Here is a 22,492-nt window from a genome sequence, read left to right as displayed (position 1 = left end):
AATGTCCGATCGTATTCTTGTTCTCGTTCGCCATGGGCAGAGCGAATGGAACCTACAGAATCTTTTCACCGGCTGGCGCGACCCGGATCTGACCGAGAAGGGCGTGGCGGAAGCCATCCGGGCGGGTGAGAAGCTGAAGGCTGAAGGTCTCCGCTTTGATACTGTTTTCACGTCCTGTCTGGGTCGGGCGCAGCGTACCTGCGGGCTCATTCTGGATACGATGGGCCAGTCCGATCTGAAGCCGCAACAGAGCATCGCCCTGAACGAGCGCGATTATGGCGACCTTTCCGGCCTCAACAAGGATGACGCCCGCGAGAAATGGGGTGAGGAGCAGGTGCATATCTGGCGCCGTTCCTTCGATGTGCCCCCGCCCGGCGGCGAAAGCCTGCGCGATACGGTGGCCCGCACGCTGCCTTATTATGTGCAGGAGATTTTGCCGGCAGTGCTGCGCGGTGAGCGCACGCTGGTGGCTGCGCATGGCAATTCGCTGCGCGCGCTCATCATGGTGCTGGAGAAGCACACGCCGGAAAGCATCATCAAGCGCGAGCTGGGCACGGGTGCACCCATTATCTATCGCCTGAATGCGGATTCCACCGTGGCCGACAAGCGCGATCTGGCTGGCTGAGGCCGGAGGTTTTTCGCGCGCCCGGTTCTTGGGGTGGATCAAGGCCACGCGGCATGTACGCGTGGCCTTTTTCATGGTGAGGCTGCGTGCCGGGCGCGGCTCGTGTAGCATACGGTCGCCTCCGGGGAGGAGGCGTGTTTTCGGGCCTTGCCGTGCGTTTGCTGCCTTTGCTCTTCACATTGCTTGCCGCCATCCTTCTGGGGCTGGGGGGCACCTGGTACATGGTGGCCAGCTCGCGCGGGCTGGACAGGGTGAGCATTGGCCCTTGGCAGAGCTGGCCACGGGCCGGCACCGTGAATGCCGACCCTTATGCCCGTGCCGCCATTGCCCATTCCGGGGATTTGCCGCTGGAGCTGGCGGATGGGCTGATGTTTTTCGCCACAGCCGATGATGATGGCGCAGCGCTGGATGGACGCTGCGAGATCCGCATTCGTGGAACGCTGCCCTCCGCGCGGCTGTGGACGCTGACGGTGATGGATCATGAAGGCCGGCTTATCGCGAATGATGCCCGGCGTTATGGCTTCACCAGCTCCGAAGTGGTTTATCGCCCGGATGGCGCGGTGGAAATGGTGCTGTCTCCGCGCGCCCGGCCGGGCAACTGGCTGCCCACCGGGGCGCGCACCCGGCTGCAACTGGCCTTGCGGCTGCATGATGCGCCTTTCGCCTTCCTTTCAGAGGCGGAGGGTGGCAGCGCCTTGCCCGCAATCGTGCAGGAACATTGCCCGTGAAGCTGCATCTGCCGTCCTCATATGATGCTGCTCAAACGCACAGGAGCAGAGGTCGCAAGCGGCGCGGGCTGGCGAGCTGGCGCGCATCGGCTTCCGCTATCGCCGCGCGGTTCTGGCACCTGCTGCAACCGGGCTGGCTGCTTCTGCCGCTGGCCTTTGCCGTGGTGCTGGCGGGCATCACGCATATCGTCTCGATTTTGCTGATGCCCACTGTGGCGGAGCGCGGAGCCTATGCGCGGCTTTCCGGTCTGGCTGGACAGAATGAGATGGTGCTACTGGCCGACCCCACGCCCCAGCATATGGCGCTGCCCATGATGGACCCGGCCTTCATCACTGCCATTTGCCTGTTCGATATTGCCTCCCAGCCGCTGAAAGTGCAGGTGCCGGCGACCTCCGATTATGTCTCCGTCTCCTTCTATACGGACAAGGGGCTGGCCTTTTATGCGCTGACGGACAAGGCTGCCGCGCGCGCGCCGGAACTGGCTGCCCCTCCCGACGCCGTCCGGGAAGAAGAGGAAATTGAGCTCGATCTGATGACGGCGGAGCAGAAGGCGGTGTTGCCAGAGGATGAAACCATCACGGCTGCGGACCGGCTCATCATTGTTGCGCCGGTGCCGCGTGGCATCATTGCGGTACGGGCCTTTGTCAGCAGCCCGAGCCTGCATGGGCAGATCCGCCACATGCTGGAGCGGGCAAGCTGTACGCCATCTCCCAGATCCATGGCTCCGTCCACGGATCTGGCACCGGCCGATTGATCTTTCCCCTTCGTTCTGTCCTGTGCTGAATCTCAGGCCGGAACGGGCGGCTCCCTGTCCGGTTGGCCGGCGCTTCCGCCTGCATGGCCGGGCGGGCTGAAGTGGGGAGAGAGGATATTTGCGGGTGTCTTGCCCTGTATGTGGCGTTCGATCCGCACCACAGGCAGGATGACCACGCGCGGTCCTTCCATGGCCATGGAGCGGGAGGCCGGGCGCGGCTTTGGTGGTGCCGTTGGCATGGCTGTGCCGCATGTGGGGGTGCCTGAGGCGGGGAAGAAAAGAACCGTACCCATCTGCTGCTCCCATTTGTGGGGCAGGGCGGTTCTTCATGTGCGGGCTTCAGCTTCGGGAAGAAACGCAACCTGCCATTGCCCCCGGCCATGCGGCAGGGCTCTCATGGGCTCAACGCTGGCAGGCCGGAATGGTTTCATCACAAGATGGGGTGTTTGGCCCAGCCGGGTTCAATCGTGCGCAAGATCCAGAAAGTGGCGGCCCTGCCTGTCTTCCAGCTCCACCACCCACAGATCGGGATCGAAGCGGATTTCCTTCTGTAGGCGCGCATCAGCCTCTGCCTCCGGCTGGCCGGGGGGCACGAGAATGGAGAATTTGCGATCTGCCGGATGGTCTTCCCCGAAGGCGCCTTGCAGAGCAGGGCCATAGAGGGCGGCGGTGCCATCCAGCGCATTCACTTTCACGAAAATGGCGCCGGCCTCTTCCGAACCGCGCCGCGCCACAAGCCCATAGGCACCTTCTACCTGGGCGCGGCGCAACAGGGCCGAGACAAAAATTTCGCTCTTGAGCCGCATGGCTTCCTCCTTCCGGCGCGGTGTGGCCGGGGATTATTGTAGCCTCATGCCGGAAACGGCGGAGAGCTCCTGCAACAGACGGGCGTCAACTTCCCCGGTCACCGGCAGGCGGCGATCGCTCTGGAAACGCTGGATAGCCTGCCGGGTCTGCGCGCCTTCCACGCCATCCACCTTCAGCGGGCCATAGCCCAGCCGGGCCAGGGCGCGTTGTACGGCATAGGTGCGGGGCGAGGTGGGAAGGGCCTGCGGCGGAAGCGTGACGCCGGAACCGGCTCTGGCTGGCCCCACATTGGCTGGCGGGCGCGGAATGGGGTCCACCGGGCCGGAAATGGCAGGAGATGCGCCACGGGCGGTCCAGCCCTGCCCGTTCACCTGCTGGCGCGAGGTGGTGGGTGCGGAGATGCGCTGTGTGGACATGCGACGGGGCGTTGTCAGCCCCTTCACATCTGTTTCATCCGGCTTGACCGGCACCATGACGGAGGACATGTCGACCACCGGTGTGCTGGAGACCAGGTAGCCCAGATCTTTCTGCCCGCCATGGGCTTGTTCCGGCGTGGCGCGGGGTAGGGGAATGGAGGTGGCTTCGCCCCCTGTCGTGCCAGCTGTCGCCAGGCTTGTGCGCGGGGTTTGCAGCAGCAGGGCATTGCCCAGAACGGCCAGTGCACCGGCCACCAGAATGGCGCTGGCGCACAGATCCAGAAAGCGCAGTCCGCGCCCGGCACCATGGTGGGGGTCTCGCTCTTCATCCGCGGCAAGCTGGATATCCGGTTCGGCAGCGTGATGGAGCCTCATGCCATTTTCCTCGTGCGGGGTTCAGCGGAGGTGGCTTCCGCGCCCTTCTGGGTGGGGAAGGGGGAGATCACGCTCTTCCCATCCAGCCCGGCCGGCGGCGCGCCATTTTCCAGTGGCCCGTCTTCCTGAGATGATGTGTGTGAAAGGCTCTGGGCCAGTTGCGCGGCGACGGGAGAAGCCAGAATGGCGGCCCCAGCCACCCTGTTTGTGGCCTCGGCTGCGGAAACGGCCCTGGTGGCTGCTGCGCCGGCGGCTTGCGTGCGCGGGAGCATGATGGTGACGCAGGTGCCGCGACCGGGCGAGCTGTCGACCCGGAATTCACCCTGATGAAGCTTCACCAGCCCCTTCACCACAGCCAGCCCCAACCCGCTGCCACGGGCTTGCTGGGCGCGGTCTCCGGCCTGGAAGAAGGGTTCACCAAGCCGGGCGACCTCATCCGGCTGCATACCAGGGCCGCTGTCGCGCACGCGCAACATCATCTGGTCTGCTGTGCGATGTATGCTCACCCGCACCCGGCCGCCCTCCGGCGTGAATTTCAGCGCATTGGAAATGAGGTTGAGCACAATCTGGCGCAAAGCGCGCTTGTCTGCGGTCAGAGGGGGCAGGCGGCCATCCAGCGCGGTCTGAAGACGCACGCCGGCGCGCTCGGCATCCATCTTGAGCATGCGGGTACAGCTTTCCACCAGCTCGGCCATATCGAGCGGTTCCGGCTCCAGCAGATAGGCCCCGGCCTCCACGCGGGAAAGATCGAGAATATCATTCACCAGCCCCAGCAGATGCTGGCCGCTTTCATGAATGATGCGGGCATATTCCGCCTTGCGTTCATCTTCCAGCGCGGCGCCGGCCTCTGTGGAAAGCAGTTCGGAAAAACCCAGAATGGCATTGAGCGGCGTGCGCAACTCATGGCTCATGGCGGCGAGAAAGCGGCTCTTGGCGGCATTGGCCTCTTCCGCATCGGCGCGGGCGCGCACTTCCGCTTCCACCTGATGCAGCGGGACGCTGGCCTCACGCCACACCACGCGCACCTGCGCACCGGAAGCGGCAGGTTCTGCAAGCGGAATGGCGCGGATGGTCAGCGGCAGAAAATGCACCAGCCCGGATGCGCTGTCTTTCCGCAGGCGCACATCACAGCTCACAGCCATGGAGCCTGCCGCCGCGCTGCGTACCGCCGCCATGAAGGCCGGCCTGTCGGCCACCTGAACGCGCTCGAACAGGGGCATCCCCAGCAATGTGGCTTCTGCGCTTTGTGCGAAGGGGCCATCATGGCGCTCCACCACAATGGCTGTGCCCTGGGCATCATGAAGGGTGACAAGTGTGGAGCCGGAGACGAGTTCTGCCTCGCTGGCGCCTTTGGCGGCAAGGCTGAGCCCGGTGGAAAGCACGGCCAATGCTCCGCACAGCAGGCCGACGCCCAGCAGGAAGAAGGAATCAATCGGGTCGCCCACCAGAAGGCCGGAAGCCTGCCCCAGCAGCACCGCCCCGGAACTGAGAAGCGCCAGCACCCCCAGCCCGCCGAGAATGAGCGCCATCAGCCGCCCCAGTGTCGCCAGCCGGGGAAAGGCCAGGCCGGAGCCGGCATTTTCGCCAGTCTTCATCGCGCTTGCATTCATGCTGCTGCCTGCATTCGTGCCGGCGGGGCCGAGCGCACTACGCAAATCGTTCATGCCGAACTCAGCCACCACGCCCCCTTCCTGGAGATCCGTTCCGGCGGGCAGGCCCGCCGCCGTTCTTCTTGTGGGCCGGAGAGGGCGGCGCGAAACGCCCCGTATCTTTCCGGCCATGGGGGAACCGTGCCACGGGGCCTTTAAGCGATTGCTAAGGCGGGCCAATGGGCTGGCCCCAGCGTTAACGATGTCTTGCGAAAGAGGCCGCGGCCTTCCCCATGTCGCAGCGGCGGGCTGTTATGATGACGCCGCTGCGGAACATGCGCAGCGCACCATGCGAGAGTGTGTGATGTTCTTCCTGTTGCGTATGACCTTCTGGATTGGCTTGCTGCTTCTGCTGCTGCCTCTGGGCCTGAAGGGCACCACCGGCAAAGATGTCAGCATGTTCGATGCCTTCGGTGCCGTTCAGGCTGTGGTTGCCGATGCCGGCGGTTTCTGTGAGCGCCAGCCGGAAGCGTGTGCCGTAGGGGGGCAGATGGTGGCCCATCTTACGGAAAAGGCGCAGGCCGGAGCCCAGTGGCTGGCCGAAACCCTGAGCGAGCAGGCCGCTGCCCCCACCAATCTGGCGCAGGATGGCGCGGGCCTGACCCAGCATGACCTTGCTCCCGAATGGGGCGGGGGAGACAAGGCGCAGCCTGTGGGGCCGGCCCCGCATGTGGTTCCGCAGGCCGTTCCTCAGGGGGCGGGGGCGTCCTCACCCTATCAGCCAGCCCCGCGCGAAGGTGCGGCGCGTGTTGCGCCGGGCGGTTACAGCCCAAGCTGACGCCGGGCGAGTGGCTTGCAGGGCTGCTTTGCGAAACGGGCTGGCGCTGCGCCGGCCCTTTTTGTGTGGCGAAAGGGGCTTGCCGCAGCGGGATGGCCCCAATTGCGATGAAACGCTCTAACACATTGAGTGATCGCATTTTCTTCACGCGGACCGTGCTTCACTTCGCTTGAAAATGCGCCATATCCATGCAGAAATGGCAGGGATGGCGCGGCAGGTCTTGCAGGGTTTGGCAAGGCGGGATGGCTGCGCAAAAGGACCATTGTGATGAATATTGACGATCTCGTCGCGGATTTCGAATTTCTCGACGATTGGGAAGACCGCTACCGCTATGTGATCGAGCTGGGCAAATCTCTGACACCTTTCCCGGAAGAGGAGCGGACCGAGGCCAACAAGGTGCAGGGCTGCACCAGCCAGGTATGGCTGGTGTGCGCGCGCAAGCAGACCCCGGATGGCGTGGTTCTGGAATTTCTGGGTGATTCTGACGCCCATATCGTGCGCGGCCTGGTGGCGGTGCTGCTGCTGCTGGTTTCCGGGCGCACGCCGCAAGAGATTCTGGATATGGATATTCTGGGCATCTTCCGGCAAATCGGGCTGGAAGGGCACCTGACCCCGCAGCGTTCCAATGGCTTGCGATCCATGGTGGAGCGTATCCGCGCCTTTGCCGAGGCTGCGTGAGGCCGCGCCGGCGGATATGGGGCCGTGTGAAGAGGCTGGCCGGATTGTGCCTGTTGTTCTGCGTCGGTTTTGCAGCCTTCCCAGCCGGAGCTGAGGAAGGGCTCACTCTGGCCGCAAATGGGCCTGTGACACATGCCGGTTCCGGTCGAAGCATGGCGGATGTTCTGCGGGCCTCTGGCATGTCTTCGCGCCCGCCCGGCCGTGTGCCCGCTTCAGAGGCTGCGGAAGATGGGGAAGAGAAGGGCAGCGCGGCCGGGATGGGTGAAGCGCTGTGCCCGCGTGATGAGATTTCCCCGCGCGCCTACAACCGCTGCCTGTTTGATGCGACCCAGACCAGTGAGAAGGCGCTGGACGTTGCGCTCACCAATGCGCTCACGGTTATCTCCCGGCGGGAGGATCTGGCCGCTGTCCAGCGCAATGCCTGGCGCAATCTTCTGGAAGAGGCGCAACATCGTTTCGTGATGTTTCGCAATTATGATTGCCAGAGCGTGGCCCCCTTTGAAGGCCCGCGGGGCATTGGCAATTTTGAGCGGCGGGCGCTGTGCCTCATTGCCGGCAACCACAGGCGGGCGCAGGCGCTGTATCGGCGCTATGGGGTGCCGGGGCAGATCCGGCCGGGGGCTGGGGGCCCGGCTCCGCAACTGGGGAGCTGGACCCTGCCGGGCTATCCGACTCTGCAATAGATGTGATTTCAGCAGAAACGGTTGAGGGCGGCGATGGTGTCTTCCTCCAACGGCATGGGTTTGCGCTGGGTGGTGTCGAACATCACCATCACGGTTTCCGCCGTGGCCACGCACCGCTCACCCTGAAAGATGGCCTGATCCATGCCGAAAGAGCTGCGGCCAATGTTGCACACGCGGGTGCCGATCTGTACTTCGCCCGGCCACATCAATTCCGCCCGGAAATCCATGGCCAGCCTTACGATGACAAATGAAGCGCCTTCCGGGCCAATGGGGGCTTCCTTGTTCATCAGCAGCATGGCGCGTCCGGTTTCCAGAAAGGTGGAAAAGACGGCATTGTTCACATGGCCGAACTTGTCGGTATCGCCAAAGCGAATCGTATCGAAGGCCCGGCCCGGAAAATCCTCAAGGCGGGGCAAGGGCGCGCGCGGACGGCGGGCCGGTGCTGCATCAGGCTTTGCGTTTGCGGATGCTGATGCGGCGTTGGGGAGAGTGTCCTTGGGGAGTGCATCCTGGGACATGGCGTTTCCTCCGTGCTGATACAGGCCATGCCGACAAAAGCCGGCATGGCCTGCGCCATGAGATCTGGTCGAGGAGATCGGGGCGGCTTGTGCCGTCTGTTGTGTTGTCAGTCGGCAGCCTTGGCCGGCTGGCCCAGAGCGCGCCAGCCAATATCCGTACGGTAGAAGCCATCGGGCCAGTCAATGCGGGCAATGGCTTCATAGGCTCGTGTTTGCGCTTCGCCGAGGGTTGCGCCGGTGGCGGTCACATTCAGCACGCGCCCGCCATTGGAAACAAGTGCGGTGCCCTTCATTCTGGTGCCGGCCTGGAACACCCGTACACCGGGTTCGGCTTCCGCCGCATCCAGTTCCCGGATCTCGCTGCCGATCTGATGCGGGCCGGGATAGCCGCGCGAAGCATAGACCACGGTCATGGCGTGTTCATCAGACCATGAGGGCGTGATCTCGGCGAGGCGGCCGGTGGCTGTCGCATGCAGCACATCCACCAGATCGCCGGTAAAGCGCAGCATCAACACCTGACATTCCGGGTCGCCGAAGCGGCAGTTGTATTCCACCAGCTTGGGGCCATGCTGGGTCAGCATCAGCCCGGCATAGAGCACGCCGCGGTAAGGGGTGCCGGCTGCGGCCATGGCCTTTGCGGTGGGGCGGATGATCTCTTCAATGGCGCGCTGTTCCAGCTCGGGCGTCAGCACCGGGGCGGGGGAATAAGCGCCCATGCCGCCGGTATTGGGGCCCAGATCGCCGTCAAAGGCGCGCTTGTGATCTTGTGCGCTGCCGAAGGGCAGAACGGTTTCGCCATCCACCAGACAGAAGAGGCTGGCCTCCTCGCCTTCCATGAATTCCTCGATCAGCACTTCCGTGCCGCCGCCGGTAAACACCTGTTCCACGGCGGTGATGGCTTCTTCTGGCGTCATCGCCACCACCACGCCCTTGCCGGCCATCAGCCCGTCGGCCTTCACCACGATGGGCGCGCCTTCCTTGCGGATATAGGCTTCGGCCTCTTCAAGGCTGGTGCAGCGGGCAAAGCCGGCGGTGGGAATGTTGTTGGCCTTGCACAGCTCCTTGGTGAACAGCTTGGAGCCTTCCAGCCGAGCGGCAGCCGCGCGCGGGCCGAAAGCCGCAATGCCTTCAGCTTCCAGACGGTCCACCAGGCCGGCGACCAGCGGGGCCTCGGGGCCCACCACCACCATTTCGATGCCGTGATCCTTGCACCAGGTCACCAGCGTATCATGGGCCGAGAGGGGAATGCCCTCTATCAGCTCTGCATGTTGGCCAATGCCCGGATTGCCCGGAAGGGCATAGAACTGCCCCATGGAGGGACTTTGGGCCAGTTTCCATGCGAGGGCGTGTTCACGCCCCCCCGAACCGAGCAGCAGAATGTTCATGCGTTGCCTTCCCCTTGCCTTGGCTCCCTGATCTCGTTGTTCTGGCTATCGGCTTGGAGCCTTCCAAACAAGTCCCCGGTTCTGCGCTCGCCGCATGGGCCGGGCTGGGGCTATGCTCTCTCATGGGTTCACACAGGGCAGGTTGATTCGATGACGCAGGCAGGAGACGGACGGGCCAATGCTCCGGAATGGAGCGTGTCGGAGCTGTCTTCGGCGCTGAAACGCACGGTGGAAGATGCATTTGGCCATGTGCGGGTGCGGGGCGAAATCTCCGGGTATCGTGGTCCGCATTCCTCCGGGCACGCCTATTTCTCGCTCAAGGACGCCGGCGCGCGCATGGATGCGGTGGTGTGGAAAGGTGTCTTCAATCGCCTTCGCGTGCGCCCGGAAGAGGGGCTGGAAGTGGTGGCGATTGGCCGGCTTACCACCTATCCCGGCAAATCCAGCTACCAGATTGTGATCGAATCGCTCGAATTCGCCGGAGCAGGGGCCATCATGGCCATGCTGGAAGAGCGCAAGCGCCGGCTGGCGGCCGAGGGCCTGTTCGCCCCCGCCCGTAAGGTGGAGTTGCCCTTCCTGCCACGGGTGATCGGCGTGGTCACATCGCCGACGGGTGCGGTAATCCGGGATATTCTGCATCGTCTGGCGGATCGTTTCCCCCGTCATGTGCTGGTGTGGCCAGTGCGGGTTCAGGGGGAGACCTGCGGCGCGGAAGTGGCAGAGGCCATTCGCGGTTTCAATGCCTTGCCGGCAGGGGGCGCGATTCCCCGGCCGGATGTGCTGGTGGTGGCCCGTGGCGGTGGCTCTCTGGAGGATCTGCTGGGTTTTTCCGATGAGGAAGTGGTGCGTGCGGCGGCGGAAAGCGCCATTCCGCTCATTTCAGCCGTTGGCCATGAAACCGATGTAACCCTGATTGATTTCGCCGCCGATGTGCGCGCGCCTACGCCTACGGCCGCCGCTGAAATGGTGGTGCCGGTGCGTTCCGATCTGATCGCGACGGTGGAGGGGCTGGGGGCGCGGCTGCGGGCTGCCCCGGTGCGCCTGCTGGAGCGGCGACGGGCCGACATGAGGGCGCTGGTGCGTCTGCTGCCGCGGGCCGAGGATCTTCTGGCCATTCCGCGCCAGCGTTTCGATCAGGTGGCGGATCGGCTGCCGCGCGCGTTGAAAGCCAATGCAGGCGCGCATCGCCTGCGCCTCACCCGTGCGTCGGCCCGGCTTTCGCCAGAGGCGCTGCGGGGCCGGCTGGACCGGGCGCGGGATCGGCTCAATGCCCGCGAGGCCCGATTTGCCGCTGCCGGACAGGTGCAGCGGCGTGACTGGCGTCGCCAGCGGGAGAAGATCGCCACCGATATGCAGCGCGCTCGCCGTACGCTGGCGCGGCAGATGGATGATCGCGCGCGTCATCTGGCCGGGCTTGCCCAGTTGCTCAAGGCATTGTCCTATCAGGGAGTGCTGGATCGCGGCTTTGTTCTGGTGCGCGATGAAACGGGGGCGGCTGTGCGCCGCGCCGCCGCGCTGGCTCCCGGTGCACGGGTGGAGCTTCAGTTTGCCGATGGGCGCCGCCCGGTGCTGGCGCTGGATGGGGCGGGAGATGTGCCACCTTCCGCCTCTGGGGAGGTGGCGGCGCGGGATCAACCGCAGGGGCCGCGCCCGGCTGCTCGTTCGGCGCGCCGTCGCAAGCCGGTGAATGAAGGGCCGACCCTGTTTGATCTCTGAGATGGCATGATGACCCTATTGAACAGGCCCCGCCTTCCAGGCGCGATCATTGAACTGCGCCGCCTGTCTCGTGGATATGGGCCGGCAAGGTTGTCCGGGCAGGAAGGGCAGCCATGAAAGAGCCTGCAACCCCTTTCGCCCGCTTGCGCGAGGCACTATCTTTATTCGGTCAATTTGGGATTTTGCGTGCTTTCATGAACCGTTTTGAACCCTTCTCCGATGCCAATGGCGAAGCGCAGCTCCAATATATGGACGGCGATTTTCGCATCGTCCGCCCCGGTCGTTTCGTGCGTTGCGCGGTGACGGGGCAGGTAATTCCGCTGGATGAGCTGCATTATTGGAGCGTCGATCTTCAGGAGGCTTATGCCAGCCCCGAAGCCGTGATGGCGCGTGTGCAGGAAACCGGACGCCCGGTGCCTGAGGATCGTCACTGAGGATTACGCCTCGTCAGGATGCAGCGCGCGAGGCTGAAACCGCCATGCGGGCTGCGGCGCGTTGCGCGGCTGTTTCCAGCAGGGTGTCAAGCTCGGCTGGATCATCCAGAACCAGATGCACCGGCAGGCAGGCGATACGCTGGCGCAGCAGGCGGAATGTCTGGCCGGAGAGCCGCGCCATATCCTTTTCCGTCGTGACCAGAAGCGCGCGCTGCCGCGCTGCATTCTGCACCATGACTTCCACTTCCTCGGGCGTGAAGGGGTGGTGATCGGGAAAGGCGCGGGTTGAGGCGACATCCAGCCCCACTCGGCGCAGCGTATTGAAAAACTTTTCAGGGCGGCCAATACCGGCGAAAGCATGCAGCTTCATGCCCTGCAAGGCGGTGACCGTGGCCGGGTCGGCTTCCAGATGGCCACGCAGAACCGCACAGCCATGTTGCCGGGCCAGTTGCGCCACGTCGTAGCCGGGCTCGCCTTCTTCCATTCCCTTGAGGCCAATCAGCAGAACCGCATCGGCCTGCTCAAGCTGGGGTGCCAGTGGCGCGCGCAGGGGGCCGGCGGGCAATATGTGGTTGTTGCCGACGCCCACCACGCTATCCACCACCAGAATGGATACATCCTTCACAAGGCTGGGATTCTGGAAGCCATCATCCATGATGATATGGGTCGCGCCCTGAGCCTGCGCCATTTGTGCGGCGGCGTGGCGGTTTGAACCGCCGGAAATGAGAGTGGGGGCATGACGTGCCAGGAGCAGGGCTTCATCCCCCACCCGTTCCGGCCCATGCTGGTTGGATTCAACCAGAAGGGGGGCTCTTGCAGAGCCGCCATGCCCTCGGGAGAGGGCGAAGGGATGCGCGCCCTGATGCAGCAGATGATTGATGCAGGCAATGGCCGTGGGGGTTTTGCCGGCGCCACCGACGGTGGGGTTGCCAATGCAGATAACGGGCACGGGTACGCTCTGCCCCGGTTTTTTCATGCGCCGCAGGGTGATGCGCCCAATGAGCGCCCCAATGGGCCAGAGCGGAAATGCCAGCAGGCGGGAGAGAACTCCGCGTCGCCACCAGAAGGATGGTGCGCGCATGGTCAATGATGCTGTAGGCGAATATGAAGGAGATAGGGCTCAATGGCCCGCAAGGTGCGGTCTAGGGCGCCACTCATGCTATCCAGTATCTCCGTTGCGGCAGAGCCCCTTTGCCCTCGCAGGCTGGAATCTTCAAGCAGCTTGTGGGCGGCTTCGGCCAGGGCCGGAGCGTCTTCCACCATCACTGCGCCATTGTGAGCATCAAGGCGACCGTAAATATCCTGGAAATTATAGGTGTGCGGCCCGTGCAGCACAACCGTTCCGAGTTTCAGGGCTTCAATCGGGTTCTGCCCTCCGCGGGCCACCAGCGAGCCGCCAATGAAGGACACTGGAGCCAGACGGTAGAACAGCCCCAGCTCGCCAATCGTATCGGCCACATAAAGCTCGGTATTCTGAGTGGGCAGACCGGATTCCGTCCTGCGCAGGGTGGCGAAACCGGCTGTGCGCCCGAGATCCACAATATCCGGCCCGCGCTCGGGGTGGCGCGGGGCGATGATGGTGAGAAGGTTCGGCACCTGCGCGCGCAGGCGGGCATGGGCCGCGATCACCATTTCATCCTCGCCGGGATGGGTGGAGGCCGCCAGAAGAAGGGGGCGCTCATCAATGGCGGCGCGCAGTTCTTCCAGGGCATCGGGGGCCGCGCCCGGCGGGGGTACATCGAATTTGAGATTGCCGGAGACATCCACCCGCTCGGTGCCCAGCATTCGGAAGCGGGCGCCATCATCCTCACTCTGGGCGAGGCACAGATCAATGCGGCTGAGCAGGGCGCGGGCGCTTTTGGGCATGCGCTTCCAGCGCCGGGTGCTGCGAGGCGAGAGCCGCCCGTTCACCAGTACAACCGGGGTTTTGCGGCGGTTCAGCTCGGTGAGCAGATTGGGCCATAACTCTGATTCGGCCAGGAGCACGAGATCCGGGGACCAGTGCTTCAGGAAACGGGAGACAAAACCGGCGGCGTCCAGCGGGCAGAACTGGTGAATGACCCCTTCCGGCGCGCGCCGTTCGGCCACCCGGCTGGAGGTGAGCGTGCCGGAGGTCAGCAGCACGGCATAGCCGCGCGCCCGCAACTCCCCCACCAGAGGCAGCACGCAGTTCACTTCACCCACACTGGCCCCATGGACCCACACCAGAGGGCCTTCAGGCCGGTTTTCACTGGCGAGGCCACGCCTCTCTCCAATACGGGCGGGGTTTTCCTTGCCCTTGCGGATGCGATAGCCGAGCCAGGCCGGGGCCAGAAGTGAGGCGACAGTGCTGGCGCCACGATACAGGCGCAGGGTGAGGGGCAGGGCGGGCGCTTTCATCCTTTGGGAAGTCCCGAGGTGCGGGGAAGGGTGGTGGCTTCGCCACAGGCAAGGGCCTCTGCGCGGGCCGTGACAGCCTCAAGGCTGGCCTGCACCTGATCGCGCGCGGCCTGAAGCCCGGCATCGTCCACATCGCGGGCCACGAAGATGGGTTCGCCCACTACAGCCGCACCCCGCCCGAAGGGCAGGTTGAGGCTGGCGCGATCCCAGCTGTTCAGGGTGATGCGATTGCGGGTTGCCATGGCGACCGGAATAATCGGACGCCCTGAATAGCGGGCCACGGTGACGACACCAAGGCCAACGCGACGGGCGATTTTGGGCACATCCGCCGTCATGGCGACATTCACGCCTTCCGCGAGCGTGTTCAGCATTTCATATGTCGCAGAGACGCCGCCCTTGCGGTGAAAATCGCGGTTCGAGGTGGAGCCGGAACCGCGAATGGTGCCCACGCCCAGCTTTTCTGCGGCGATGGCGTTGATCTGCGCATCGGCATGGCGGGAAATGAGCACCTTGGCCTTGTGGTGCGGCTTCATGGCGAAGGGTGTCAGAAAATGCTGCCCATGCCAGAAGGTCAGAATGACAGGCATTTGCTCATCAATGGTGTCGAAAATATTTTCCGGCTCGACAACAAAGCGGGAGGTCTTCGCCACCAGCTTGAAATAGTAAGCAAACGTCGTTCCCGCTGCCAGCTGAAAGGCACGGTTGGTCCTCAATCTCCGCCACATATGTCTGAATGCTCGCCTTCATCGGGGCGCGGCCCTTTCGGGTGCCACGCTGTGTGCACATGAATAGCCGTTGATGCGCCCCGATCAAGCCCTCTGAAGAGGAAGAAGCTCAGTTGCCCTTCACTTCCCCGGTTTCCGGGTCCAGCAAGCGGTGCAGATGTACCACAAAGTAGCGCATCATGGCGTTGTCCACCGTCTGCTGGGATTTGGCCCGCCATGCGGCGACAGCACTGGCGTAATTGGGGAAGATGCCAACGATATCGACCTTCGAGAGATCCTTGAACTCGTTGTTTTCCAGATCGGTGAGTTCGCCGCCAAAGACGAGGTGGGGCAGCTGCTTGGTGGACGTGTCGGTCATGGGGATGCCTTGGCTGGGGGGCTCAAACGGAAGGGGAAACGGCACTGGCCGCATGCCGGGCCGGACCGTGCAGCGCCGGGCCGGCGCAGACAAGCGGGGCGTGACGCGGCACGACTTCATTATAACGGATCAGCGCATCATCATAGGTGGTTAATCGGCCTTGCGCTTCCTGAACAAGCAGGTCTGCGGCGGCCAGATCCCAATCATGGCTGTTGGCGCGGGAGAGGGCGATATCCACCTCTCCCGTGGCGACGCGCGCCAGCCGCAGGGCCAGTGAATGGCCGCGGGGCACACGGGTGATGGGCGCAGCGCGTTCCAGTGCATCCAGTGCATCATTTGGGCCGGCAACGGTTGCGCCCGCCAGGGCATTGCGGTCCCCGGCCTTGAGCGCCATGCCATTGCGCCATGCGCCCTGCCCACGCAGGGCGGTGAACATCTCGCCTGTCACCGGCGCAAACAGCGCCGCGATCACCGGGCGACCATTTTCCACAACAGCGGCGGAAACAGCCCAATCCGGCGCACCGCGCATGAAGCCGCGCGTGCCGTCAATCGGGTCCACCACCCAGATGCGGGAGGCGGAGAGGCGCTCGGCATTGTCTGCGGTTTCTTCGGAAAGCCAGCCCCAGCCGGGCGCGATGGCGCTCAAGGCGTCCCGCAGGAAGCGGTCCACCGCCAGATCGGCCTCGGTGACAGGGGAGCTGTCATTCTTGGTCCAGGATTTGATGCCGGCGCGATTCATGTCGAGAGCCAGCGCACCGGCGGCTGAAACAGCCTCGGCGAGCTGGCGTGCGACGCTTTGGTCCGCCGGGGAGATGCCCACATTCTGGGGGGACATGCTGGTGGTCTCGGCTGTCATGCCACGCCATGTAGAAGCGGACGCTGGGGAAGGCAATTCACATTGCGTCGGATGAGCAATGCGGGTGGCAGGGAAGAGGGGCCGTTCTGCCCGCCGGGGCCTGTGCGACGGCCTGTGCGGAACCCGTATATTCTTGGGCCTTGAGCGCCGGGCGATGAGAGAGATATGCCGATACGTATGGGCATGCTCAAAATGCCTGCGTCAAAATTTCGCACCCCCGCCAGCGCGGACAATGCCCCCTCCGGGCCGGAAAGGCGAGGTGGGGGCGTGTCATCCGGGTATGGCATCAGCTCAGGGCAACAGCCAGTGCAGCAGGGTGGGCACCAGCGAATCCAGCGCCAGCCCGGCAAACAGAATCAGCCCGGCATCCCGGTTGGAGCGGAACAGGGCCAGACAGCGGTCCCCATCATCAATATCGAGCGTGCGCACCTGCCAGAGCAGATGCAGTGCAAAACCGGCCAGCCCCAGCAGGGCGAACAGGCCGGGAGAGACGGAGAGGATCGAGAGGGTAAACAGCACTACAACCAGCGCGTAGCACAGCCCGACGGCAAGGCGAGTCTTGCGCCCGAACAGCAGGGCCGTGGAACGCACGCCCACCACTGCGTCATCTTCCTTGTCCTGGTGCGCATAGATGGTGTCATAGGCGAAAACCCATGCCACGGAACCGGCGAACAGCAACAGGGCGGGGTCCGAGATGGTGTGGAACACAGAGGCCCAGCCCATCAGCGCACCCCATGAAAAGGCAATGCCCAGCACCAGTTGGGGCACGGAGGTGATGCGCTTCATGAGCGGATAGATGGCCACCACGCCCATGGAAGCCAGCCCTGTCACCACCGCGAAACGGGGCAGGCTCAGCAGTACAGCAAGGCCAATGGCGCATTGCAGGGCCAGAAACGCGAAGGCCATGGGCACGTTCAGCGCCCCGCTGGCCACCGGCCTGTTGCGGGTGCGGGCGACGGCCCGGTCGATCTTGCGATCGAGAATGTCATTCCAGGTGCAGCCCGCCCCGCGCATGGCCACGGCACCAATGGCGAACAGAACCAGCAGTCGCACATCCGGCCAGGGCTGCCCTGCGGCCATGGCCGCCAGTGCGGTGGACCACCAGCAGGGCAGCAACAACAGCCAGGAGCCGATGGGGCGGTCCAGCCGGGCGACGCGCAGATAAGGGCGCAACGCTGCGGGCGCGTGGCGATCCACCCAGTTGCCCTGCGGGGCATCGGAAACCGTGCTGTCCATGGCCCCTTCACGCATATTCACGATTCACGGCCTATTTGTTCAGCAGCGCATTGCCCTGCAATGTATCGAAAACGCCACCCCGCCGGCTGACTTCCGGCGTGATGTTGTAGCCCGTGGTGATACCAAGCGCGCTGGAGATGGAGCCCTGGGCCGGAGCCGGAGCCGGTCCGCCAGCGCCCATGCCGGCCTCTGCGGCCTGACACACGCGGTTGCGCATGGTGAGCGTCTGCTTGTGGGATTTGTTGGCCTGGGTGATGGCCTCATCCGGGATCTGGCACCATTCCTTGTTCTCAGTGAGGAACTTGGCCCACTTGGCTTCCGCCGTGGCGAAGGAGCGGAACAGGGGACACAGCTCGCGCGGGTCGGGCTGTGCGCCTTCCTTCATCGCGGCCTGCAACGCCTTGCCCTTGGCTTCCAGATCCTGCCTCAGCGACATGGCGTCGGTCTGGCAGTCGGCATATGCGGTGGAGATGGAGAGCACGCCGGAGAGGCACGCAGCCGCCATCACCCAAGTCAGTTTCCTCATGTGGGAGCCCAGCCTTGTTCTGATCGCCCCGAGGGGCATGACATGCAGATATATACAGCAGGCAGATGGGGCAACCTTGGGGCAGCAAGGAAATGATGCAGGAAGGCGCGGGCATATAGCCCATAACGGCGTCATCTTCTGATACCGCGTCATCTTCTGGGCCGGTCCGGTGGTGGGTGTGGGGCGCCATGGTTCCAGCATGACTGCTTTTTCTGTTCTTTTCAGCTTCATCCGGGCTGTTCAGCCATGCGGGAACGTGATTTGATCGCCTCGCGCGGGTGGAAGGCGCTTGACGGATCGCGTCGTCACAGCTAGCTTTCGCGCAACTTTTGGAAGGAGCTGCGTTGTGAGGCGCAATTTCATTAATCTTATCGTACGTAAGGGCGCCACTGTCGGTGCGGCCTGATGGCCGTGACGAACACTGACGTGGCGCGTGACGAGGGGCCCATCGGGCCCCTTCGTCGTTTCTGAGCGGCTTTCGCCACAGGTCTTCAGGCCGGGCAGGGCCTGAAGGTTTGAAACAGAATATGTCCGGCGCAAGGGCGCCGCGGGAGTGCAAGGCCATGACCAAGGAGATGACGACCAAGGAGATGTCCGGCGCTGAAATGGTGATCCAGGCCTTCATCGATCAGGGCGTCGAGCACATCTTCGGTTATCCGGGGGGTGCGGTGCTGCCCATCTATGATGCGCTGTTCAGCCACAATGCGCTGGAGCACATTCTGGTGCGCCACGAGCAAGCGGCCGTGCATGCGGCGGAAGGCTATGCCCGGTCCTCCGGCAAGGTGGGCGTGGTGCTCGTTACCTCCGGCCCCGGCGCGACCAATGCCGTGACCGGCCTTGCCGACGCCATGCTGGATTCCATCCCGATCGTCTGCATCTCCGGGCAGGTGGCCACCCAGCTCATCGGTTCCGACGCCTTCCAGGAATGCGATACGGTGGGCATTACCCGCCCATGCACCAAGCACAATTATCTGGTGCGGGACGTGAACGACCTCGCGCGCGTGCTGCATGAGGCATTCTATGTGGCCCAGAATGGCCGTCCCGGCCCGGTCGTCGTCGATATTCCGAAGGATGTGCAGTTCGCTGCCGGCACTTATGTCGGCCGCGAGAACATCCAGCACAAGACCTACCGGCCCAAGCTGGTGGCGGAGGATAATCAGCTGGCCGCTGCGGCCGAGCTGATCGCCTCGGCAAAGAAGCCTATCTTCTATACGGGCGGCGGCGTCATCAATTCCGGCCCGCAGGCCAGCCTGCTGCTGCGCGAGCTGGCCCGCATCACCGGCGTGCCCGTCACCTCCACCCTCATGGGGCTTGGCGCTTTCCCGGCCTCCGGCAAGCAGTGGCTGGGCATGCTGGGCATGCACGGCACCTATGAGGCCAATATGGCCATGCATGATTGCGATGTGATGGTGTGCATTGGCGCACGCTTTGATGATCGCATCACCGGCCGTCTGGACGCCTTCTCGCCCGGCTCGAAGAAGATCCACATCGACATTGATCCGTCCTCCATCAACAAGAATGTGAAGGTGGATCTGCCGATTATCGGGGATTGCGCGCGGGTGCTGGAGGGGCTGATTTCCGCATGGAAGGCGAAGGGGCTTTCCATGGACAGCGCCGCGATGGAGAGCTGGTGGTCGCAGATCAATCTGTGGCGGGCCCGCAACTGCCTCGCCTATCGGCCTTCCGATGAGATCATCAAGCCGCAATATGCACTTCAGCGTCTCTATGAGGCGGTGAAGGAGAAGGATGTCTACATCTCCACCGAAGTGGGTCAGCACCAGATGTGGGCCGCCCAGTTCATGCATTTCGAAGAGCCCAATCGTTGGCTCACCTCGGGCGGGCTCGGCACCATGGGGTATGGCCTGCCGGCAGCCATCGGCGCGCAGAAGGCGCATCCCGATGCGCTGGTGGTTGATATTGCCGGTGAAGCCTCCATCCAGATGAATATGCAGGAAATGTCCACCGCCATGCAGTTCAACCTGCCGGTGAAGGTGTTCATCCTGAACAACAAATATATGGGCATGGTGCGCCAGTGGCAGGAACTGCTGCATGGCGGGCGCTATTCGCACTCCTATTCCGAGGCCCTGCCGGACTTCGTGAAGCTGGCCGAAGCCTTTGGCGGCGTCGGCATTCGCTGTGACAAGCCGGGGGATCTGGATGGTGCGATCCAGGAGATGATCAATGTGAAGCGCCCGGTCATCTTCGATTGCATCGTGGACCAGCAGGAAAACTGCTTCCCGATGATCCCGTCGGGCCGCGCCCATAATGAAATGATCCTTGGCGATATGGCTGTCGATCTCGACACCGCCATCACCGACGAGGGCAAGATGCTGGTGTGATGCCGGCGCGGGCGGCCTCGGCCGGGCCTTCCGGTTGCAGGCGCCGCCCATTTTTCTTGCAAACTCACTCCGCCCGCCAGTCTGTCGCCCCGGCAGGGGCCGGCCGGCGGGTCTTCCCTTCCGATTGCCCCTCAGGATTTTCCATGCCTACGCAATCTGCGACCATCGAACGCCATACCCTTTCGGTGCTGGTGGACAATGAGCCCGGCGTGCTGGCGCGCGTCATCGGCCTGTTCTCCGGCCGCGGCTACAATATTGACAGCCTGACCGTGTCCGAGGTGAGCCAGGAGGTGCATCTGTCGCGCATCACCATCGTCACCACCGGCACGCCCATGGTTATCGAGCAGATCCGCAATCAGCTGGACCGGCTGGTGCCAGTGCATCGGGTGCTGGATCTGACGGTGGAGGCCGCCTGTCTTGATCGCGAGCTGGCCATGGTGAAGGTGCGCGGCGTGGGCGAGAACCGGGTGGAGGCCCTGCGCCTTGCCGATGCCTTCCGCGCCCGCGTGATTGACGCCACGCGCGAGAGTTTCGTGTTCGAGATCACTGGCAAGTCCGACAAGATCGACCAGTTCGCCTATCTCATGGAGCCGCTGGGCCTTGTGGAAGTGGCGCGCACCGGCGTGGTGGCGATTTCCCGCGGGCCGGAGGCCATGTGAGGCGGATCAGTGAGGCGGATCATGTCAGGTGGGTGGAAGAGTTCGGTTCTTCTACGCCCAAAGTTCATGACTTGCGTATGAAAGCGGTTCACTTTCGCTGGAATCCAGTGCAAAAGGCCAGCGCGGTGGCCCGCCCATAAACATAACGTTTCGAGATGACGTCCATCAGGAGATTATGATGCGTGTATATTACGACCGCGACGCGGATCTGAACCTCATCAAGGGGAAGAAAGTCGCTGTCATCGGCTATGGCAGCCAGGGTCACGCCCATGCGCTGAACATGCGCGATTCCGGCGTGAAGGAAGTGGTGATCGCGCTGCGTCCCGGTTCCGCCACCGCCAAGAAGGCCGAGGCCGAAGGTTTCAAGGTGCTCACCCCCGCCGAGGCCGCCAAGTGGGCCGACGTGGTGATGATGCTCACCCCCGATGAGTTGCAGGCCGACATCTACAATGAGAGCCTGGCCGAGAACATGAAGGAAGGCGCTGCGCTTTTCTTCGCCCATGGCTTCAATGTGCACTTCAACCTCATCGAGGCCCGCAAGGATCTCGACGTGCTGATGGCCGCCCCGAAGGGCCCCGGCCACACCGTGCGCTCCGAATATCTGCGTGGCGGCGGTGTGCCCACCCTCATCGCCATCGCGCAGGACGCCACCGGCAATGCGCATGATCTGGCGCTCTCCTATGCCTCCGCCATTGGCGGCGGCCGCGCCGGCATCATCGAGACCACCTTCAAGGAAGAGTGCGAGACCGATCTGTTCGGCGAGCAGGCAGTGCTGTGCGGTGGCGCCGTGGAACTGATCCGCGCCGGTTTCGAAACGCTGGTGGAAGCCGGCTATGCGCCCGAAATGGCCTATTTCGAGTGCCTGCACGAGCTGAAGCTGATCGTCGACCTCATCTATGAGGGCGGCATCGCCAACATGAACTACTCCATCTCCAACACCGCCGAGTATGGTGAATATGTCACCGGCCCGCGCATCGTCACCTCGGAAACCAAGGCCGAGATGAAGCGCGTGCTCGAGGATATCCAGTCTGGCACCTTTGCCCGCAACTGGATGCTGGAGAACAAGGTGAACCAGGCCTCCTTCAAGGCGACCCGCGCCCGCAACAACGCTCATCCGATTGAGGACGTGGGCGAGAAGCTGCGCGGCATGATGCCGTGGATCAAGGAAAAGGCTCTGGTCGACAAGTCCAAGAACTGAGTCTGAACCGGGTTGTTCCGGTTGGCCCCGTGCCTTGCGTGCGGGGCCGGTTCTGGCGGGTGAAACAGGCGGGGTTGAGGCCCGGCCCGTTTCGCCCGCTTTTTTATGGCCCGACCAAGCAGGCGGTGAAAAACGAGTCTTCAGGGTGTGGGCGCGCACAAAAAACGGGGCCGAAGCCCCGTTCTGAAATTCTATTGATGCTGGCCTTCGGAAAGATCAGACGGCGCTTTCCGCAGCCGCCTCTTCACCGTGCGCATGGCGTGTGCCCAAAGGCAGGGAGGCCGTGACGAGGAAGGAATGGTAGCGCCGGCGCGCATCCATGGCGGTGCCATTGTCGCAAATGGCGGCTTCCTGAAGCTCGGCCAGCGCCCAGGGGTTGGGCTCCACCGGCAGGGCCACGATTTCCGGCGCATTGTGCGAGCTGATTTCAATGATGTCATGGGCGGTCAGCGCCTGAAGCGCATGGGCCGCCATCTGGCGCTGATAGGCGCGTCGCTCCGGCGTGAGCTGCTCCCACTGCTCCAGCAGGGGATAGCGGCTCTGCGAGAAGCTGTGCATTGCCTGCGCCATGCGCTCCACCATGTCTGTCGAGATCATGCGCCCCTCGTTCGGCGAAACTGGGTGAAATCCTGAATGTGGAGCCACTGTGCCCGCGTGAGGGTTTCCTGA

General features: G+C 63.8%; 25 protein-coding genes. 11 read left to right on the top strand and 14 right to left on the bottom strand.

Annotated features, from left to right (window positions below):
- The first annotated feature begins 1 nt into the window (after window position 1).
- The 3 genes from ACT6QH_RS10900 (at window position 2) to ACT6QH_RS10890 (ending at window position 2,108) form a co-directional block, all read left to right on the top strand.
- Window positions 2–625 (top strand): 2,3-bisphosphoglycerate-dependent phosphoglycerate mutase, encoded by a 624-nt coding sequence (locus ACT6QH_RS10900; protein WP_444974854.1) that lies wholly within the window; start codon window positions 2–4, stop codon window positions 623–625.
- A gap of 134 nt (window positions 626–759) precedes the next feature.
- Window positions 760–1,353 (top strand): DUF1214 domain-containing protein, encoded by a 594-nt coding sequence (locus ACT6QH_RS10895; RefSeq protein WP_444974853.1) that lies wholly within the window; start codon window positions 760–762, stop codon window positions 1,351–1,353.
- On the top strand, window positions 1,350–2,108 hold the full coding sequence (locus ACT6QH_RS10890) for a DUF1254 domain-containing protein (RefSeq protein ID WP_444974852.1): 759 nt from the start codon (window positions 1,350–1,352) through the stop codon (window positions 2,106–2,108). Before ACT6QH_RS10895 ends, ACT6QH_RS10890 begins: the two co-directional genes overlap by 4 nt.
- 32 nt (window positions 2,109–2,140) lie before the next feature.
- Here ACT6QH_RS10890 and ACT6QH_RS10885 read toward each other — a convergent pair whose 3' ends face one another.
- The 4 genes from ACT6QH_RS10885 to ACT6QH_RS10870 all read right to left on the bottom strand — a co-directional run bounded on the left by ACT6QH_RS10885 (window position 2,141) and on the right by ACT6QH_RS10870 (window position 5,370).
- Window positions 2,141–2,401 (bottom strand): hypothetical protein, encoded by a 261-nt coding sequence (locus tag ACT6QH_RS10885; protein ID WP_444974851.1) that lies wholly within the window; start codon window positions 2,399–2,401, stop codon window positions 2,141–2,143.
- A gap of 168 nt (window positions 2,402–2,569) precedes the next feature.
- On the bottom strand, window positions 2,570–2,914 hold the full coding sequence (locus ACT6QH_RS10880) for a DUF1491 family protein (protein ID WP_444974850.1): 345 nt from the start codon (window positions 2,912–2,914) through the stop codon (window positions 2,570–2,572).
- A gap of 33 nt (window positions 2,915–2,947) precedes the next feature.
- A complete protein-coding gene (locus ACT6QH_RS10875; protein WP_444974849.1) occupies window positions 2,948–3,706 on the bottom strand; it encodes a peptidoglycan-binding domain-containing protein in 759 nt (252 codons plus the stop codon).
- A complete protein-coding gene (locus ACT6QH_RS10870; RefSeq protein ID WP_444974848.1) occupies window positions 3,703–5,370 on the bottom strand; it encodes a sensor histidine kinase in 1,668 nt (555 codons plus the stop codon). The genes ACT6QH_RS10875 and ACT6QH_RS10870 overlap by 4 nt, the downstream gene beginning before the upstream one ends.
- Before the next feature lie 274 nt (window positions 5,371–5,644).
- Between ACT6QH_RS10870 and ACT6QH_RS10865 the strand changes: the two genes are divergently transcribed.
- The 3 genes from ACT6QH_RS10865 (at window position 5,645) to ACT6QH_RS10855 (ending at window position 7,494) form a co-directional block, all read left to right on the top strand.
- On the top strand, window positions 5,645–6,133 hold the full coding sequence (locus ACT6QH_RS10865; protein ID WP_444974847.1) for a DUF5330 domain-containing protein: 489 nt from the start codon (window positions 5,645–5,647) through the stop codon (window positions 6,131–6,133).
- A gap of 267 nt (window positions 6,134–6,400) precedes the next feature.
- Window positions 6,401–6,811 (top strand): SufE family protein, encoded by a 411-nt coding sequence (locus tag ACT6QH_RS10860; protein ID WP_444974846.1) that lies wholly within the window; start codon window positions 6,401–6,403, stop codon window positions 6,809–6,811.
- A 152-nt stretch (window positions 6,812–6,963) separates the two neighbouring features.
- Window positions 6,964–7,494 carry a lysozyme inhibitor LprI family protein gene (locus tag ACT6QH_RS10855; protein ID WP_444974845.1) on the top strand — a complete coding sequence of 177 codons (531 nt, stop codon included), beginning with the start codon at window positions 6,964–6,966 and terminating at the stop codon, window positions 7,492–7,494.
- An 8-nt stretch (window positions 7,495–7,502) separates the two neighbouring features.
- On the opposite strand, the gene ACT6QH_RS10850 is transcribed toward ACT6QH_RS10855, so the two are convergent.
- Complete coding sequence (locus ACT6QH_RS10850; protein ID WP_444974844.1) at window positions 7,503–8,012, bottom strand: acyl-CoA thioesterase; 510 nt, start codon at window positions 8,010–8,012, stop codon at window positions 7,503–7,505.
- Between the two features lie 107 nt (window positions 8,013–8,119).
- Window positions 8,120–9,397, bottom strand: coding sequence for a phosphoribosylamine--glycine ligase (purD, locus tag ACT6QH_RS10845; RefSeq protein ID WP_444974843.1), 1,278 nt, complete (start codon window positions 9,395–9,397; stop codon window positions 8,120–8,122).
- A 150-nt stretch (window positions 9,398–9,547) separates the two neighbouring features.
- Here purD and xseA point away from each other — a divergent pair, with 150 nt between their 5' ends.
- Complete coding sequence (gene xseA, locus ACT6QH_RS10840) at window positions 9,548–11,113, top strand: exodeoxyribonuclease VII large subunit (protein WP_444974842.1); 1,566 nt, start codon at window positions 9,548–9,550, stop codon at window positions 11,111–11,113.
- A gap of 194 nt (window positions 11,114–11,307) precedes the next feature.
- On the top strand, window positions 11,308–11,547 hold the full coding sequence (locus ACT6QH_RS10835; RefSeq protein ID WP_444974841.1) for a DUF2093 domain-containing protein: 240 nt from the start codon (window positions 11,308–11,310) through the stop codon (window positions 11,545–11,547).
- A gap of 13 nt (window positions 11,548–11,560) precedes the next feature.
- Here ACT6QH_RS10835 and lpxK read toward each other — a convergent pair whose 3' ends face one another.
- From lpxK to ACT6QH_RS10800, 7 genes are all read right to left on the bottom strand, one after another.
- Entirely contained in the window at window positions 11,561–12,628 is a 1,068-nt protein-coding gene (lpxK, locus tag ACT6QH_RS10830; protein ID WP_444974840.1) for a tetraacyldisaccharide 4'-kinase, read from the bottom strand.
- A 2-nt stretch (window positions 12,629–12,630) separates the two neighbouring features.
- Window positions 12,631–13,926, bottom strand: a complete 1,296-nt coding sequence (locus ACT6QH_RS10825; protein WP_444974839.1) for a 3-deoxy-D-manno-octulosonic acid transferase — start codon at window positions 13,924–13,926, stop codon at window positions 12,631–12,633.
- Window positions 13,923–14,639 carry a lysophospholipid acyltransferase family protein gene (locus tag ACT6QH_RS10820; RefSeq protein WP_444974838.1) on the bottom strand — a complete coding sequence of 239 codons (717 nt, stop codon included), beginning with the start codon at window positions 14,637–14,639 and terminating at the stop codon, window positions 13,923–13,925. Before ACT6QH_RS10820 ends, ACT6QH_RS10825 begins: the two co-directional genes overlap by 4 nt.
- 121 nt (window positions 14,640–14,760) lie before the next feature.
- Window positions 14,761–15,009 (bottom strand): DUF4170 domain-containing protein, encoded by a 249-nt coding sequence (locus tag ACT6QH_RS10815; protein ID WP_444974837.1) that lies wholly within the window; start codon window positions 15,007–15,009, stop codon window positions 14,761–14,763.
- A 22-nt stretch (window positions 15,010–15,031) separates the two neighbouring features.
- On the bottom strand, window positions 15,032–15,865 hold the full coding sequence (locus ACT6QH_RS10810; protein ID WP_444974836.1) for a 3'(2'),5'-bisphosphate nucleotidase CysQ: 834 nt from the start codon (window positions 15,863–15,865) through the stop codon (window positions 15,032–15,034).
- Between the two features lie 291 nt (window positions 15,866–16,156).
- The gene (gene ubiA / locus ACT6QH_RS10805) at window positions 16,157–17,101 is read right to left on the bottom strand and encodes a 4-hydroxybenzoate octaprenyltransferase (RefSeq protein ID WP_444974835.1); all 945 of its coding nucleotides are present in this window, start codon (window positions 17,099–17,101) and stop codon (window positions 16,157–16,159) included.
- 31 nt (window positions 17,102–17,132) lie between these two features.
- On the bottom strand, window positions 17,133–17,627 hold the full coding sequence (locus ACT6QH_RS10800; protein ID WP_444974834.1) for a hypothetical protein: 495 nt from the start codon (window positions 17,625–17,627) through the stop codon (window positions 17,133–17,135).
- Window positions 17,628–18,190: 563 nt separating this feature from the next.
- Between ACT6QH_RS10800 and ACT6QH_RS10795 the strand changes: the two genes are divergently transcribed.
- The 3 genes from ACT6QH_RS10795 (at window position 18,191) to ilvC (ending at window position 21,823) form a co-directional block, all read left to right on the top strand.
- The gene (locus ACT6QH_RS10795) at window positions 18,191–19,966 is read left to right on the top strand and encodes an acetolactate synthase 3 large subunit (RefSeq protein ID WP_444974833.1); all 1,776 of its coding nucleotides are present in this window, start codon (window positions 18,191–18,193) and stop codon (window positions 19,964–19,966) included.
- Window positions 19,967–20,109: 143 nt separating this feature from the next.
- Window positions 20,110–20,625, top strand: a complete 516-nt coding sequence (gene ilvN / locus ACT6QH_RS10790) for an acetolactate synthase small subunit (RefSeq protein ID WP_444974832.1) — start codon at window positions 20,110–20,112, stop codon at window positions 20,623–20,625.
- 178 nt (window positions 20,626–20,803) lie between these two features.
- Complete coding sequence (ilvC, locus tag ACT6QH_RS10785) at window positions 20,804–21,823, top strand: ketol-acid reductoisomerase (protein ID WP_444975144.1); 1,020 nt, start codon at window positions 20,804–20,806, stop codon at window positions 21,821–21,823.
- A gap of 216 nt (window positions 21,824–22,039) precedes the next feature.
- On the opposite strand, the gene ACT6QH_RS10780 is transcribed toward ilvC, so the two are convergent.
- Window positions 22,040–22,420: a hypothetical protein gene (locus tag ACT6QH_RS10780; RefSeq protein WP_444974831.1), complete on the bottom strand. Its 381-nt coding sequence runs from the start codon at window positions 22,418–22,420 to the stop codon at window positions 22,040–22,042.
- Window positions 22,421–22,492 lie beyond the last annotated feature (72 nt).

It is taken from the genome of Haloleucobacter albus, from assembly GCF_052492075.1.
The sequence above is the reverse complement of the archived record's forward strand: the minus strand, read 5'-3'. Positions and strand labels throughout refer to the sequence as shown.